14 protein-coding genes are annotated in these 15,902 nt (G+C 38.4%); 1 reads left to right on the forward strand and 13 read right to left on the reverse strand.

The features are described from left to right. Positions 1-158 precede the first annotated feature (158 nt). Both ACFQ88_RS36035 and ACFQ88_RS36040 read right to left on the reverse strand, forming a co-directional pair. Positions 159-2,651 (reverse strand): glycosyltransferase, encoded by a 2,493-nt coding sequence (locus ACFQ88_RS36035; RefSeq protein WP_379462350.1) that lies wholly within the window; start codon positions 2,649-2,651, stop codon positions 159-161. Next, positions 2,648-4,756: a glycosyltransferase gene (locus tag ACFQ88_RS36040; RefSeq protein ID WP_379462352.1), complete on the reverse strand. Its 2,109-nt coding sequence runs from the start codon at positions 4,754-4,756 to the stop codon at positions 2,648-2,650. Before ACFQ88_RS36040 ends, ACFQ88_RS36035 begins: the two co-directional genes overlap by 4 nt. 247 nt (positions 4,757-5,003) lie before the next feature. Between ACFQ88_RS36040 and ACFQ88_RS36045 the strand changes: the two genes are divergently transcribed. Then, positions 5,004-6,950: a glycosyltransferase gene (locus ACFQ88_RS36045; RefSeq protein ID WP_379462354.1), complete on the forward strand. Its 1,947-nt coding sequence runs from the start codon at positions 5,004-5,006 to the stop codon at positions 6,948-6,950. A gap of 40 nt (positions 6,951-6,990) precedes the next feature. Here the strand turns inward: ACFQ88_RS36045 and ACFQ88_RS36050 are convergent, their stop codons facing one another. From ACFQ88_RS36050 to flgK, 11 genes are all read right to left on the reverse strand, one after another. Further along, positions 6,991-7,371 carry a hypothetical protein gene (locus ACFQ88_RS36050; RefSeq protein WP_379462356.1) on the reverse strand — a complete coding sequence of 127 codons (381 nt, stop codon included), beginning with the start codon at positions 7,369-7,371 and terminating at the stop codon, positions 6,991-6,993. Positions 7,372-7,375: 4 nt separating this feature from the next. After that, positions 7,376-7,750 carry a flagellar export chaperone FliS gene (gene fliS, locus ACFQ88_RS36055; protein ID WP_379462358.1) on the reverse strand — a complete coding sequence of 125 codons (375 nt, stop codon included), beginning with the start codon at positions 7,748-7,750 and terminating at the stop codon, positions 7,376-7,378. 8 nt (positions 7,751-7,758) lie between these two features. Continuing rightward, entirely contained in the window at positions 7,759-8,133 is a 375-nt protein-coding gene (locus tag ACFQ88_RS36060) for a flagellar protein FlaG (protein ID WP_379462360.1), read from the reverse strand. 14 nt (positions 8,134-8,147) lie between these two features. Beyond that, positions 8,148-9,938 carry a flagellar filament capping protein FliD gene (fliD, locus tag ACFQ88_RS36065; protein WP_379462363.1) on the reverse strand — a complete coding sequence of 597 codons (1,791 nt, stop codon included), beginning with the start codon at positions 9,936-9,938 and terminating at the stop codon, positions 8,148-8,150. 76 nt (positions 9,939-10,014) lie between these two features. Next, the gene (locus tag ACFQ88_RS36070; RefSeq protein WP_379462365.1) at positions 10,015-11,067 is read right to left on the reverse strand and encodes a glycosyltransferase; all 1,053 of its coding nucleotides are present in this window, start codon (positions 11,065-11,067) and stop codon (positions 10,015-10,017) included. Positions 11,068-11,130: 63 nt separating this feature from the next. Beyond that, on the reverse strand, positions 11,131-11,940 hold the full coding sequence (locus ACFQ88_RS36075) for a flagellin N-terminal helical domain-containing protein (protein WP_379462367.1): 810 nt from the start codon (positions 11,938-11,940) through the stop codon (positions 11,131-11,133). Positions 11,941-12,097: 157 nt separating this feature from the next. Then, a complete protein-coding gene (gene csrA, locus ACFQ88_RS36080) occupies positions 12,098-12,337 on the reverse strand; it encodes a carbon storage regulator CsrA (protein WP_379462369.1) in 240 nt (79 codons plus the stop codon). Between the two features lie 2 nt (positions 12,338-12,339). Further along, positions 12,340-12,762, reverse strand: a complete 423-nt coding sequence (gene fliW, locus ACFQ88_RS36085) for a flagellar assembly protein FliW (RefSeq protein WP_379462371.1) — start codon at positions 12,760-12,762, stop codon at positions 12,340-12,342. A gap of 48 nt (positions 12,763-12,810) precedes the next feature. Next, positions 12,811-13,377, reverse strand: a complete 567-nt coding sequence (locus tag ACFQ88_RS36090; protein WP_379462373.1) for a DUF6470 family protein — start codon at positions 13,375-13,377, stop codon at positions 12,811-12,813. 22 nt (positions 13,378-13,399) lie between these two features. Continuing rightward, a complete protein-coding gene (flgL, locus tag ACFQ88_RS36095) occupies positions 13,400-14,296 on the reverse strand; it encodes a flagellar hook-associated protein FlgL (protein ID WP_379462375.1) in 897 nt (298 codons plus the stop codon). A gap of 24 nt (positions 14,297-14,320) precedes the next feature. Continuing rightward, entirely contained in the window at positions 14,321-15,877 is a 1,557-nt protein-coding gene (flgK, locus tag ACFQ88_RS36100; RefSeq protein ID WP_379462552.1) for a flagellar hook-associated protein FlgK, read from the reverse strand. Positions 15,878-15,902 lie beyond the last annotated feature (25 nt).

The raw sequence follows: 15,902 nt of genomic DNA on the forward strand, positions 1-15,902 counted from the left end.
TCTTCTTCTAATATCTTAAAATCAACCTACAGTTGCGAATTTAAATAATGATCATTATCAAACCCCGTATATTCCTTTCCCTAAATTGTTCCAAACATTCATCAATACGAAACGTCGGGGTGAATAATTGAATTGATGACATTTTTTATCCCGTTTTATTAAGATACGCATTCAAGACTTGTAAGCCTCACAAGTTCGGATAGAGCAGCATGACAATACTTCTCTATTGAGAAAGTTCTTAAAGATTGGCCATTTGTTTTAGCTAATCCCATTACCCAAATTGCTACCCTTAAAAAACTCTGTAAAGATCTAAAATATAAATCTTCTCGTGTTAAAATGCTATTTTTCCTACTTTCTTCAATAAGCTCGTACCACTCATCAACAGTAGCAGCCTTTGTAAGAACATCTCCTGAGTCTTGTCCCGCATGTACTCTAAGATAACAAAGAGGTTCAGCGATATATACTCCCTTACCTTTTGTTAAATGTTCTAGCCAAGTTGCTACATCCGTTAATTTATAAGTTACAACATTTTGATAGGTACCAAATGCTACATTGTCTTTGCGAAATAAGCATGCCGATGGCTCACCAATATAATTACAACATTCAACTAAAATTTTCCGAGCTAAAGCAATTCCGTCGATTATTGTATCGTGTTCAACTAACGGACGTGTTGATAAATCATGAGGAAGTGTGTTTCCATTTTCATCGATACGCTCCCGTACACAGGTAACTAAGTTAATTTGTGGATCATCAAGTAAAAATTTAATCATCCGTTCGATCTTGGTAGGATGAAATAAGTCATCATCCATTAAAAAATTAATAAATTGGCCATTTGCCAAACTCTGGCATTTCAAAAAATTCTCAAAAGCACCGATATTCTTTTCATTCTTTATGTAGGTAATATGGGGGTATTCGCTTATATATTTCCTCATTAACTTTGCTGTATCATCGTTTGTACTGTTATCGCAAACTATCACTTCTATATTTGAATAAGTTTGTATAAGTACACTTTGTAGTGCTTGCTCCAAATAATGAGGACGATTATAAGTCGGTATAAGGACACTTACAAGCGGCCGTTCGCAAATTAGAGCAGCTTGTTCGAGCTCTGTTTGATAGTTACAAACCTGTTCATACTCATTTGTACATTCAAAATTATCCCCTAGTTTGCCAACTATGGCGTTAATATAGTTCAAACAACCCTTGATCGCTTGAATACGTGTTTCGTCCTTTGATAAAAACCCAAACAATGGAGCATTTAAAACAATGTGACAATAATCCAGCATACCCGCAACGATCATTTTATTCGAATGAAGTTGCTGATTGTCATGCAGTCTAAAGTAGCTGAGTGTCTCTGAAATGTAGACGATCTTTCCTTTTGAAAGCAGGTTCACCCATGTCGCCGTATCTACGTTACAACCATACTCTTTGCCAGCAAAGGTTCCAAAAGGTACTTCCAAATCCTTTTTCCTGAATAAAACTGTACTTGGTTCCCCGATAACGTTGGCATTTCTTGATATGACGAAGTCCCCAAACTCGATACCATCGGTTATCGTATCATTACTAAAAAGTTTGGTTGTTACATTCATATCGTCAAGTAAATTCCCTTCTGAATCAATTAATTGCCTGTGAGAAGTAACGAGCGAAACCTCTTTCCCTGTACCACTTAAAAAGTAGCTCATCATTCTCTCAATTTTGTTATAGGCAAATAGATCATCATCCATCAAAAAATTAACATATTCCCCGTTAGCAAGTTCCATACATTTTAGATCATTTTTGAATTGGCCCAAGTTCTGTTCATTTTTGTAGTAGCGAATATTAGAATATTGCAATAAGTACGGTTGTATTACTTTAAATGTTTCATCATTGGTGCTATCATCGCAAATAATAATTTCGATGTTATTGTAAGTTTGGTCAAGAACGCTTTTTAATGCAAGTTCAAAATAGTGGGGTCTGTTATAAGTAGGAATCATGACACTAACAAGAGGAAACAATCGTTGAGAATACTCCTCTAAAAATACTCTCCTATTTTCAGTAGAAGTTTTCGCATAATTGTTGAATCCGCAATCATGAATACACCATGGGCTCGTCTGAAATGGGACACCCACTTCATATCCCTCTTTTATGAACTCCATACATTGAGATAGATCATAAAAGTGCCATCCGTTAAACAGATCGCTTCGCCAAGGGAGATCATACTGAGTAACAAGTATACACCCATCCAAGGCTTTAACGATTTTATAATTAGATTGAACTTCTTTAAAAGATAACAAGCTCATATTGCCGCTATGGCTATCAAATACTTTTCCATATTTCTCATCAGATTCCCGCCATACTGCATTTGTTGGAATCGTTCCCGCTCCGACAACCCCCAACATACCAAGTTGAGTATTTTTGCTGAAAATTTCGGATATATCATAAATAAATCTCTTATTAATAATAAATACATCCTGATGCAAGTATACTTTATACTTGGCATCCGATTGATTCATAGCATAGTTGTAACCTGCCGTCATGCTACCCGCTTCACGCACAGTAATTACATCTATTTCAAAACCTTCCGGTATTTCTAGATAAGCCAAATATTTTAACGATTCATCCAATTGTCTTTCATCGTTTACACAATAGATAAAACACACTTTTTTAGGGTTCATATCAACAATGACTCCTCCAACTCTCGTGCGGCTGCAATCAAATTTTCATCATTTGTACTAATCTGATTTAAGTATCGATGTGCCAAATCGGTCTCTCCAAATTGATACAGTACCAGAGCCAGATTGTACAAAGTTTCAGCATCATTTGGCTCGTATTCAATTGCCTTTTGTAATAAAGTTAGTACCATCTCATATTGACCCTGCCCATAGGAAGTATTTGCAAGCGCATTAAGGACTTTAGCCTTCGATATTACATACTGCTCTAGATTGAACCACATCAAATCTATATTATTGTCTGTATCTTCCTGTAACCACTCTATTACAATATCTGTGCTTGGTTGGACTTCTATATCAAATTCGATTCTGCGAAGCAAATACTTAAGCTCATCCTTTATAAATCGTTCTTTTGCCAGCAGCTTCTGAAGTTCCTCTTCAAATTGGAGAACATCATAATCACGATTTTTAATAAATTGCAGCCAGTCGTAGGCAAGTTGATGCTCGCCTTTGGCATGTAGTACGACGGCTAAGTTATAGTATGTATCCTCATTATCAGGGGCAATTTCAAAAGCTTTGTTGAGTAGCTGTTGCGACCAATCGTATTGCTTTTGCTCATAACCCAATATACCTAGCACATTTAATACTGGAACCGCTTCATTCGTACGCTCAACAATTGTACTAATCACTTCGTCAACTTGATATTGGAGTAATAATTGAATACTATCCTCGATCTTTTCCTCCACTAAGATACTTTCTACCAAATTGTCTATGGAATCTTTATTGCTAAGCCGACTTGAACGCACATAGAAACTATGTATACGATAAGGCTCTTCTATACCAACTCCACTAATCTCTGCAATTTGCTTGATAAAAGCATCATCTCTTGAAGGGATATATCCAATGGCAGCCTTGATTTCCACTTGGCTCATTCCTAGCTCTTTAAAAATCGGTTCAATTTCGCTTGCTTTGTAATATGTTAATTGCTCTCGATTAATTTTTCCTTGTATCATTTCTTGAACAACACGGTAATAAAGCAAGTTGGGCATTTGTGCCAGCAATACCCCGTCCGGTTTCAAATAGGCTAGTAGGTTCCGTATCTGCTCTGAGTGATTATCTTTTGGGTTTGTAATGATAATGACATCGAAAAAATGTTCATTAAACTTTAAGGCAAGTTCGTGGATATTGCTCATAGTTTGAGCAAACAACGATGCCGATAATCTATTTGGCTCTTTTTCTTCAATCCCATATATCTCGGCGTTACGGTAGTGATCTTTAATTTGCAACAGAGTGCCACCGCACAAACATCCGATGTCTAGAATACGCAGTGGTTGATGTAAAGGTTTACGGATAAGTTGCGCAATCTCCTGATTTATTACTTGTGCCGAATCCGGGTCAAAACCCCACTTTTTTAAAAACTTTAATCGATTCGTATACATTAAATCGTTATATGCCTTATTTTCACGAAAAGAAGCACTCCCAAAATGGTGGATAAAAGTGTCCTTACAAAGGATCAGTTTGTATCCTGCTTTTCGAATCTGCAGTGAATAGTCATCATCCTCGTAGTTTCCAGGCGTGAATTGCTCGTCCAACAGTCCGATTTTATCGACTACTGATTTTTTAATAAGCAAACAATAGCCGATTAACTTTAGTCTTTCCTCCCATAGCAACGGGTTCGATTGATTGTAATCAAGTGCAAACTGGTGCATCTCTTCAATCGTCTGATAACTTACAGGTATCGCTTGATAGTAGGAGCAATGGTTAGTCACAGAACCTACTGCACCAATGTCATCACAGCTGTAAAGACACGAAAGCAAGTTATCCAGCCAATTGTGAGTAACGATTGTATCATTGTTCAATAAGAGAATATTTTCTCCATTGGCTATTTCTATTCCCTGATTGCACGCTTTCGGAAAGCCGAGATTCTCATCATTTACTATCAAACGAATATCGTTTTGCTGCCGCAGCCAATTTACCGTCTCATCCGTAGAATGATTATCTACTACTATGATTTCATAATTGCCGTATTCAGTATATTCCCTTATACTCTGGATACATTGCTGTGTGTATTCCATTTTGTTGTAAGTGGCTATAATTATGCTTGTTTTCACAGTTTCCCCCCACATTTGATTGATCAGTTAGTATCCAGTTTCAAAATATTATGATTACTACATATATCGACATTTTTATTTGAAATAGTTAGATCTACATATATACAAATGTCGGTAATTGTCTAAAGGATATCTGATAAGTAACCACAAGCTTCTCAATTAAAAAAAAACAGAATCCTTCTATATAAAACCCATCTTTTTGTCGATAAACTAATTGAAGGTATATGATGACTTCTTAGGAGGATCCATGGGTAAATTATTATCACTCTGTATGATTGTTAAAAACGAAGAGAAATTATTAAAACGTTGCCTTGATAGCATAGCGGATTTAGTAGATGAGATTGTAATAACGGATACAGGCTCAACCGATCGAACAAAAGAAATTGCTTACCAATACACCGATAAAGTCTACGACTTTACATGGACCAACGATTTTGCCGCGGCCAGAAATCATGGCATACAACATGCGGAAGGCCGGTGGATCCTCTGGTTGGATGCGGATGAATATGTATCTAATAATCATAAAGAAGGTTTAAGAACATTATTAAAGAATCTCGATGAAGCTGCGCCAACTGCACTCTTGGTTCCAATATTAAATTACATTGGTGACTCTTTGGAAAACAGGTTTATAGAATCATCAGCGGCCAGAATATTTCTTAATCATCAAGACATCATATTCACAAGACCAATTCATGAACAAGTCACATATTTGAATGGCCAATTAAAATATTATAATACTGATTTTTTTATTTTCCACACTGGTTATACACATGAAGTTCATGTGGAAAAGGACAAATCAACTCGGAATTTATCCATATTTGAAGATATGAGTGAGAAGAGTATTCCAAAGGATAACTACCAATTATTCACACTAGCTAATGAGTATATGATGATAGGTAATCATAAAAAAGCCCTTTATTATTATGAGCGAGTTTACAAGCGTGCTAATAAAAATGAATCTTGGTTCATTCATTGTACGGTTCAATACATTTTTGCATCTATGGAATTGAAACGTTATAAAGAGGCGATAGTACTAATAGAAGAAGCAATCGGCCGATGGGGACAATATCCTGATTTTTATTGTTATCTTGGAGTAATATATAAAACCCTCGGTTTTGATGACCATGCTATTCAAAATTTTGAAAAAAGCCTCGAATTAGCAGAATTAGCTAGTGCATCTTCAGGGAAATTTTGGCTTGTCAGCCCCAACTTCGGAAGCATTACTCCTTATATGAAATTAAATGAAATTTTCTCTAAGCAAGGTAATCTCCCGAAGGTCATTTATTGCCTTTCGAAAATAATTGGCATGAATTCTAGTGATTCAATTAACCTCTACAGGCTGTTACATTTACTTTCCTTATCTGAACCAGTAGACCAGATAATTCTATTCCTTGATAAATTCTATCCAAAAACAGAGACTACTAATTTAAAACTATGTCTTCAAATGAGTCTTTTATTGGGCCATGAGCAGCTAAGTACGTTTTACATGGAACAATGTCATAAAGCAGAGCTCGAGCTTGCGACAACTTATAGGCTCCGATATGCTATTATTTCTAAAGACCACGATTTGTTCGATTCTACTTTTTCTTGTTTATCGTCTACTCCCGAAGATCTTGAGTATGTCAAATCTCTATGCTTGGCAGCATGTATATGGAAAGATTCGCAATACTTAAATGCAGTAGATCATCAAGTAGATGAATCCTTCAGTGCTTTCAAATCAATATTAGAGGATTTTATTAAAGAATCTCCTTCTGAAGATAATTATCGTCCATATCTTTCTACCATAGCATCGATATTGATTGAACTTTTTAAAACAGGGCACTATGACACCTATGATTGGCTGATTAATTGTGTTCCAAATCTCTTCGAAGAACTTGCCAATCACATGGCCAATTATTTTTATACTCAGCATCAAACAGAGCTTGCCTTAGATTACTACTCTCTACTTCATAACTCAAACCGTCTGAATGCTGAAAGCTATGAAAACCTTGGTTGGCTTTATATGAATCAAGGGGAACATCAAGAAGGGCTCGAGTTTTTCAAAAAATCATTAGAGCTTAATCCTAATGTCGTTTCGATTTATACCGCTATATGTACGAATACAAATAATCCTTCAGATAAAGCTATATACAAAGAGAAAATGTTCAATTCATTCCCGCAATACCGAGGAATTCCTTTCTTAAAAACTCTATAAAAGTAAAAAAGGCTTCGTTTAAAACGAGCCTTTTCTTTATTTAATCAATATGCCGATCAATAAAATAGCCTGAGGCCTGCACATAAGTGCCATAGTTGTTCTTCATAATATTGCTTTTTTGTTTAAATTGCTGAAACTCTCGCTGGATTTGACTCTGAAAATTTGTAAGCTTAGTTTTCACTTGTTCCTCTACTTGCAAACAATCCGCAGCTAGTGCTTTTATTTCATCACCTAACAAAGCCGAGTTTATTAGAAACAGTCTTTGAAGCTCTGCACGTACAATTTCTTGCCGCTGTTGAAGATCATTCAGTTCTTCAATAAATGTATCCTCATGAAACGACAGCTGCAATATTTTGTGCGAGATGTCTTTGGATTTATACAACAATTCAACCGCTCTTTGTAAATCTTTGGTTTGATTCATAGATTCACCTTTTCTTAACCAGCTTCAAGGCTTCAACCCATGTATCGCGAAGCTCCGTAACTAACTCAATAGCAGTACTTAAAGATTCCACATGTAGCTTTAAATTAGCTTGTTGCAGCTGTTCCTTAATATAAGTATAAAGGGCCGCCAGATTTTTGGAAATAGGGTAGCCATGGTTCAATGTAATTAGTAACTCATCAATAATGTCTTGCGCTTTTTTAATGTTTGTGTTTTTCTCTTGATAGTTATTTTCCTGGATTGCTTCAAGAGCTTGTTTCATAAACTTGATGCATCCGTTATAAAGCATTAGAGTTAAATCGCCAGGGGAAGCTGTAGTAGCTTGCGTTCGTAGATAAACCTGTTGGGCTTGATTATTCATGTTGATAGTTACCTCTTTTCATCTATGATTACGCCCGAAATCTCCTGTAATTTCACTACCAGATCGATAAGTTTCTCCGGTGGGATTTCGCGAATAACTTCCTTGGTATCCTGATTGATTACTTTAACTATGATATCTCCTGTTTTTTCATGAACGGAATATTGAAAAGATTTTTCAACCCCCGCTAAAGCTTTATTAGCCTTCTCTATCGCTTTCACAATCGCTTCTTCTGCGATAGAAAGCTGCTGTTTATTTTTGTGAAGTAATTCCGTTGTTGAAGCTTGCACTTGTTTTGTTGCCGCTTCTTCGCCGCCCACGTTGCTGGAACTCTCCATTTTTTTTGCAGACATACCTACATTATTAGCAAGAGATTGAATATCCAAGAAACTCCCCGCCTTTACCCGCCAATTTTAGAGAGATAGGACATTTGTGCATTACTCTTCTCAATGGCTTGCTCCATTGCCGAAAACATTTTATAGTAGTAGTTTTCTTTACTCACGAGCTTATCTTCCAGGCGGTCGATTCCATCTTCCATATTCTTAATTTGTAACCCCAACTCAGTTGTAATATCGTTGACGATGGTACCAACACCACCGGCTTTGGTGATCAATTCCCCTATTCCCTTATTTGCTTGATCATAAAGCCTTTGTGCAATACCATTAGAGTCGGAACTACCGCCTTGATTAGTAAACAGCGAAACAACACCGTTAGGATCTTCGCTTAGCGCTTTACGAAGCTGTTCTTCGTTAATAACCAGCTTCCCGGCATCATTCTGAGCATTTGCATCATAGCTAACCGTATCAATCCCAATTTTTGACAAGGAATTATAAGTAGTGGATAGGGAGCCTACAGGATCAATGATTGCACTTCTCATAGATCTCAAGGTGCTACTTAAAGTAATATCGTTTTTCAACAGACCGCTTTTCGCTTTTTCCTCCCAGAGCTTAATATCATCTTCGCTCATATCAGCCTTCTGGTCATCCGTAAGCGGCGAATATGACTTATATTTTGTTTCCTTTACCCGTTTATTGAGCAGCTCGATGGTTTCGTTATATTTAGTAACAAAGTCTTTAATTTTATTTAAAACCGCATCCGTATCGTAGGTTGTATTCACCGTAACCGGACTAGTTGTCGTTTGCTTTAATGTATAGGTAACCCCATCCGCAGTAAAAGTGTTGGATCCGCGGAATGTTGTCGCTCCGTCGATCTTTACTTCCGCATCCTTTCCGGTAACTACAGTAGTATCCATCTTCATTGCTGATACAAAATTACTTGTACCGTTCTCTAATTTGACCTGCGCTGCAACACCAGTATCCTTGGATGTGAAAGTTATTTTGTCGGTAATCTCATCATAGGACATAATGACTCCGGCCGCGGAATTGTTCACTTTATTAATGACGTCAGATAACTTATCCGTGCTGTTTACGGAAATGGTCTGGCCATTGATTTTAAAGTCTCCGTACGTCAGCGTCGTTGCGAATTTGTTTGCACCTAATTCTGCATTGATATTCAGTTTATAGGACTGCTTATCAGTGAAGCCAATTGCGGCTAAACCAGTATTAGCACCAGCTGCTTCCATTGTTACCTGTGGTAAAAAACCAGCAGTACCTGTTGGCGTCAAGCTTAATTTTGATGTATTAAGATTTACGTTGATTCGGTTTGCCCCGAATGCTCCATCAATTTTAGATTGAAGCTCATCCTTCAACTCTGCTGGTGTGTAACTTTTAGCAGTTAGAGTAATAGTTTTCCTCACACCATTTAATGTAATGTTAAGTTGATCATTCACACCAGCGGTGATATTCGTACTGCCTGCTAAAGCTGTGCCTTCTAAATTCTGGTTTGATATAGTCCCAGTACTTGATTTAACAGCATTAGAAGCCAAGGATATTACTTCAATAGTTCGATTAATTGAGCTGACATTTCCATTGGTACTTGTTGCAGTCACCGCAGCTTCATTGGATGATGCCGCTTTGATTTCTTTAAAATCATTTCCGAACCTCATATCGTTTAGCGACTTCCTAAGCGAAGCAAGCTTTGTATTAACTTCACGATACAGATCGGTGCTCCATGTTGCAGCGGTTTTCTTCTGTTTTAATTTATCTAGTGGAATTCTCTCTGCCTTCATTAAGTCTTTAATAATTTTTTCCGTATCCATTCCCGAGCTCATTCCTGTAATCCTTATCGGCATAATGAGTATACCTCCTCTTCCCTATCCGAAATGTTATTACTATTAATATCGTCTTTTGATGGAGTGTTTTTAATACTTAAATTAACAGTTTTAAACGAACCCCAGCTTCTTCATATCCGTATGAAAGTGCAAGTTGATAGTACTGAATAGCAGAAGGCTTGTTACCTATTATTTCATAATAGACAGCCAAGTTATATGCAGCTTTGTATGTTCCGACCCCGTTTATGGAAGAATATTTTGTAGTATCTCCTATGGATATTGCGGTAAGAAAACAAGGCTCAATGATTTGAATACTGCCCACATCCATTGCTAAGAGGCCTAATAAAAACGGTAAGTCGGGAATGTCTGTATAGATATCCAAATATTCCAATAGCATTTGTTGAGCCTTCGCACTCCGCCCCATCTCTTTCATGCAATAGCCCCACATAACCAGCATGACTGGAAAATAAAGATTGCTTTCTTCCTTCTGCAACCATGACTTTCTAAAAAATAATTCTGCATTAGAATAATCGCTTATCGAGTAGTAGAGCTTACCCATTTGGTATAGCATGTAGCCATCATTGGGGTAGCGACTCAAGTGCTTCTGATATAGTGGGAGGTAACGATTTACCTTATCTTTATTCTTATAAGTTTCAGTCTGATAACCAAAGTGGCGGATTACCATGTCAGTAGATTCAAAGTCTGCGGCTTTATCGAATTGAAATAGCTTTTCGTGTACTAAACCATTAAATTGATACGATCTATGATTAGGAAAAAAGCGCACCATACGGTGTCTTCTGATTTCATTGTCAATAATGTTCTCTATAATAACGGACCCAGCCGTAGATGGGTATTTATTTACAAATTGATATATCTGTTCCTCGATATCCTCTGATAGTTCTTCATCAGCATCCATAATTAATATATAATCACCGCTAGCTAAGGAATTGGCATAATTCCTTGCTGCTGAGAAATCGTTATTCCAGTGAAAATGGCTTAGCTTGACGTTGTACTTATTTACCAAGTCGATAGTGCTATCTTCGGACCCCGTGTCTACAACAACAATCTCAAATAACATAGGAATACTTTGCAATGCTCTTTCAATATGAAGTTCCTCATTTTTTACAATCAAACAGACACTTACTTGCACATAATACACCCCATAGTTAGAAAAAGCCCATTACTAAGTAATGGGCTTTTTCTATTGATAATATTAACGAAGCAATTGCAGTACGCCTTGAGGGGCTTGGTTAGCTTGAGCCAACATAGCTGTAGAAGCGTTTTGCAAGATACCCAATTTCGTGTAGTTCATCATTTCTTTGGCCATATCTACGTCGCGGATACGGGATTCAGCAGCTTGCAAGTTCTCAGCTGTTGCAGCCAAGTTGTTGAAAGTGTGCTCGAGTTGGTTTTGAACCGCACCGAATGTGGAACGTGCAGTGTTAACTTTACCGATAGCAGTGTCAATTGCACCCATAGCGCTAGATGCTCCTGCTGCTGTGGAAAGGGAAAGTGAAGCAATACCCAATGTGCTGGATTGGATATCCTGTAAAGAAACGGTTACAGTATCCCCAGCTTTATCGCCGATTTGAACATTGATGCCCGAAGTGCTGTTCAACAGGTTGATACCGTTGAATTGAGTTTTTGTAGCGATGTTGTTGATAGCATCGTCAAGCTTTTGGAATTCTTTGTCCATTGCATCCAAGTCAGATGCATTGTAAGTTCCGTTACTCGCTTTAACGGAAAGCTCTTTCATACGAACGAGCATATCGGATACTTCACCCATTGCACCTTCAGCTGTTTGAATCAAAGAAACGCCATCTTGGGAGTTCGCTTGTGCTTGGTTCAAAGATCTGATTTGCGCACGCATTTTTTCGGAGATCGAAAGACCTGCAGCGTCATCAGCAGCGCGGTTGATGCGGTATCCGGAAGAGAGTTTTTCGCTGGATTTACCTTGATCCGTGTTGTTGAATACAAGGTTACGGTGTGCGTTCATTGCGTTAAGATTGTGATTGATAATCATTTGTTTCTTCCTCCTTGAATGTTAAGTGTCCACTTCCTTGTGGATTTGTAGTGCTTGAGCTCTACATATTACTATATCGGTAGTCGCACATTGAAACTTTAGTCTAATTTACGATTTTTTTCAGTTTTTTTGTAATTTGTTGTATTTTCCCGATAAACTACTCATCATTCTTTTTAGACTGAACAAGCGATCTTATTACTGCTAGATTAGGCTTGCTTTGCGCGGCTTCTTTATTACTCGCTTGAATGGCATCCAGTACCTCTTTACGATATATGTTGATCTCTTCAGGAGCTTTAATTCCTATTTTCACCTGTTCTCCTTCAATAGAAGCCACGAATATCTCTATATTGTTATTGATGACAATGGACTGGCCTTTTTTTCGTGTCAAGATCAGCATGATTATTCACCGCCCTCTGTCGAAATAGTTCCCTGAAACAGCAACGTTTGGGTATTATAGGAACTAGCTTGAAGCACAATCTGCTTCGCTCTCTTAGTCTTTATGTTTACTATAAGAGGAGCTAATAAGTTCACGGTCGATTGACTAAACGGTTCACGAATGGTGACAATGGAGAACACGGCAAGCTCTTCTTCGTTTTGTATCCCCAATTCTCTTCGATTGCCATCCGGAATCTCAAACTCATATTCTTTGAAAAGCCAAAATGGTGTAGTAACAAGAAAGCCGATATTGAGATCTTCGGTGCTCTGCAAATAAAGAAAAGGTTCGCCTTCATTTACAAGTATAACTTCAAATTCATCGTATTGCTCAAACCCCAATATACTTCCTTGAAATGAAAAAAAACTTCCCGTAAAAAGTTCTAACATTATTAATCCTCCCAAATAGTAAAAGCTATAGTTTCACTATAGCTTTGTTTATTTATACAGATCATATTCGCTTACATAGATGTTTATTGAGTTTTTTTGTCTCAGGTACAACTCAACATTGCCCTGAGTATACTGAATTTGCGGTTTTTGGGAAATGAATTCGATATCAGCTTTTTGTGGTTCTATGTTAATAGTAGGATCATTTGCTTCGAACTGCACTCGAACATTAGTAAACGAAGGGGAACCTTGGAAGTTAAGCAATGACTTGGGCCTGAAATTGCTGTAAGCAATATCCGCTATGGCGTCATTCGGATTGGAGATATCCGCCATTCGGTTACCATCCTCCACAATACCTGAAATGTTCTGCATAACGACACCTTGCATTTGACCGTAAATGGAACTCATCCATTCAAGATGACTTCCCCTTCCTAGAGCTGCCCAAGCTTCAGAGGAATCTACCGTCAACCTTCCAGGAGGAGCTTCTATTTCGATTTTTGCAGGTTTCTGGTCTATGGATTGTTCGCCACGAGGAGACTCAATCTCTACCTTTGCATTCGTTGTGGTTATGCCTAATTGAGAATAGGTCTGCCGGATAGATAGTCTTAAATTATTCATCACAAGCCGTCCCCTATCCTACTCACCTCAAGTAATCGACCAAACTAGGCTGTATAATTTTAGCCCCTATGGACAGGGAAGCTTGATATACGTTTTCCTTAGTCTTTAATTTGATGAGTGTTTCGGCGTAATCAGCGTCCTCCGTCTTGCCGCTTAGACTTTCCAGATTCAAGTTTAAATCTTTTAATCGGTTGTCTAAAAGTTCTACCCTGTTTGCTCTAGCCCCAACCTCAGCACGTGTGTTCAAAAACTTGTCCATCCTGGAGTTAAACAAATCCATCATATCCCCGGCAGCCTCTTTTTCTCCAGCATTAAACGCATCCTGCAGCCCCTTTATTACTTTAAACAGATTGTCTTCTTCCGCGTTTGTACCAAACACTTCATTACCGGTTATATTTATAGGAATAGTTACACCGGCAGCAAATTGATACACAATATGGCCTGTATCCGTCGACTCATTTTGAGCATTATCAGTAGTATAGGGCTTCTTATCCGTTTGCTGACCATTAAACGTATACTTCCCATTCAATTGAATATTGCCCAGCGTCACCGTTTCATCGAACAATTGTCCCATCTCTTTGGCAATGGCGTCCAATGCGGATTGAGGATTAGTGCCGTTTAATCCTCTTGTCCCTAATTCTTTTACACGCTGCATAACATCGTTGATTTGATTTAAGACTGTATCAACATGCTCTATGGAAGATGTGGCCGTATCAATATTTTTTTGATACTGCTCATTCATGGAAAGGTCACTTCTATATCTTAATGCGTAGGTAATGCCCACGGGATCGTCAGACGGTTTATTAATTTTCCTTCCCGTTGACAGCTGATTCTCATAATTATTCAAAACGGAGATATTATTACTTACGTTCCGCAAGAACTGCGTCTGAATCATTCCTTGAGTAACTCGAAGTGCCATTTTTACGAAACCTCCCTCATGCTATTAGCGACCGACAACACCCATGCCGTTTATAACTTTATCCAGAGTCTCATCAAATGTAGTCATAGCTCTGGCAGCCGCATTATAGGCATGCTGGAACTTGATCATGTTAGCCATCTCTTCATCCAATGAAACCCCGCTGACCGACTCGCGACGTGAGCTTACCTGATCAACCAAGGATTGCTGGTTGGTCAGGTTTCGGGATGCTTCCATCCCCTGTACACCTAGTTGTCCAACTATCGAGCGATAATAGTCATCAACCGTTCCCGTGGTGACGCCTGTGCTGGAGTTAATGGTGAATTTTACATCTTTTAATTGGCTCATAAGCAGCGCCAACCCATTATTGCCTTTGACTACACTCTCGTCTGCCCCCGTACCAACTGTTCTCAAGGAAGTTGCGATGTTATCACCACTTGCAATAATAGCTGCACTAAGCTGAATATTCTCGGCTGTAACCGTTCCAGAATTATCTTTGGTTGTAAAGAACGCCCCCCCCTTAGTAGGCGGACTACCAAGTGTGTAGCCTAATTGATGAAGGCCATTGATCCCATTTATCTTAACGGTTAAATCACTAGCGAGCTTTCTATTTTCACCGGTATATACGACATTATTTATAATAGTCCCTTCAGGCAAAACGGAATCCTTTGGTATAGTAATTGTAAATTCACCGTTAACCAATGTGTTTGCCATGGTGTCCAATTGTCTTTGATAATCTGCCACGTAACGGTCTCTTGATAACATCATCCCATGTACTTGACCACTATTCAGAGCACCTGAATTAAATGCAGCTGTCAATATATCAGTCGTCGTAGGTGTAGTAGCGCCACCATCAACAAGAGGAGAACCACCAAGTGCAATGGTGTAGCCTTGAGGGGTATCTTGAACTTGAATATTGGCAATTTTCGATAATTGGTCCGTCAATAAATCCCTTTGATCCCTTAAATCATTAGCATTATCACCCAGTCCTTCAATTCGCTGGATCTCACTATTTAGGTTTGCGATTGTGGTAGATATAGAGTTAATTTCATTTACTTTTACATTAATATTCTCTGTCAAGTCGTTGCTTAGGTCTTTTAGCTGCTTGCTAGTAAGATTAAATGCATCAGCTAAGGCAATGGCGTTTTCCCTAACAATTTTACGGCCCGTTACATCTTCCGGATTCTTACTTAGTTCGGACCAAGACTTCCAAAAGCTATCCATTACGGTTCGAATACCTGAATCTGAAGGTTCGCTAACAATAGCTTCAATTTTCTCAAGAGTATCGGATTGGACTTCCCAGCTGCCTAAATTTTTATTTTCATTGCGAAACTGGTCGTCAAGGAACTTTTCCCTTACCCGTGTTATGGAGGTAAACTCAACGCCCGTACCTAACTGTCCAGGTATAGAGGAATGCATCATACCTACAGCTTCAATCGGTCTGGAAGCCGTCATGTTAACAACTTGACGCGAATAACCGGCCGTGCTGGCATTGGCGATGTTATGCCCAGTCGTTTGCAAAGCTGCCTGCTGGGTAAACAAACTTCGTTTGGCCGTTTCAATTCCATGAAATGTAGAACGCATCATAATTTCCCTCCATATTGCTTAT

The organism is Paenibacillus sp. NPDC056579, from assembly GCF_042793215.1.
Taxonomy (GTDB): Bacteria; Bacillota; Bacilli; order Paenibacillales; family NBRC-103111; genus Paenibacillus_S.

What these genes read in the sequence shown, in the direction of transcription:
- ACFQ88_RS36035 (WP_379462350.1), bottom strand. Translation starts at nt 2,651, where the DNA reads ATGAACCCTAAAAAAGTGTGTTTTATCTATTGTGTAAACGATGAAAGA.
- ACFQ88_RS36045 (WP_379462354.1), top strand. Translation starts at nt 5,004, where the DNA reads ATGGGTAAATTATTATCACTCTGTATGATTGTTAAAAACGAAGAGAAA.
- ACFQ88_RS36050 (WP_379462356.1), bottom strand. Translation starts at nt 7,371, where the DNA reads ATGAATCAAACCAAAGATTTACAAAGAGCGGTTGAATTGTTGTATAAA.
- fliS (WP_379462358.1), bottom strand. Translation starts at nt 7,750, where the DNA reads ATGAATAATCAAGCCCAACAGGTTTATCTACGAACGCAAGCTACTACA.
- fliD (WP_379462363.1), bottom strand. Translation starts at nt 9,938, where the DNA reads ATGCCGATAAGGATTACAGGAATGAGCTCGGGAATGGATACGGAAAAA.
- ACFQ88_RS36075 (WP_379462367.1), bottom strand. Translation starts at nt 11,940, where the DNA reads ATGATTATCAATCACAATCTTAACGCAATGAACGCACACCGTAACCTT.
- csrA (WP_379462369.1), bottom strand. Translation starts at nt 12,337, where the DNA reads ATGCTGATCTTGACACGAAAAAAAGGCCAGTCCATTGTCATCAATAAC.
- fliW (WP_379462371.1), bottom strand. Translation starts at nt 12,762, where the DNA reads ATGTTAGAACTTTTTACGGGAAGTTTTTTTTCATTTCAAGGAAGTATA.
- ACFQ88_RS36090 (WP_379462373.1), bottom strand. Translation starts at nt 13,377, where the DNA reads ATGAATAATTTAAGACTATCTATCCGGCAGACCTATTCTCAATTAGGC.
- flgL (WP_379462375.1), bottom strand. Translation starts at nt 14,296, where the DNA reads ATGGCACTTCGAGTTACTCAAGGAATGATTCAGACGCAGTTCTTGCGG.
- flgK (WP_379462552.1), bottom strand. Translation starts at nt 15,877, where the DNA reads ATGCGTTCTACATTTCATGGAATTGAAACGGCCAAACGAAGTTTGTTT.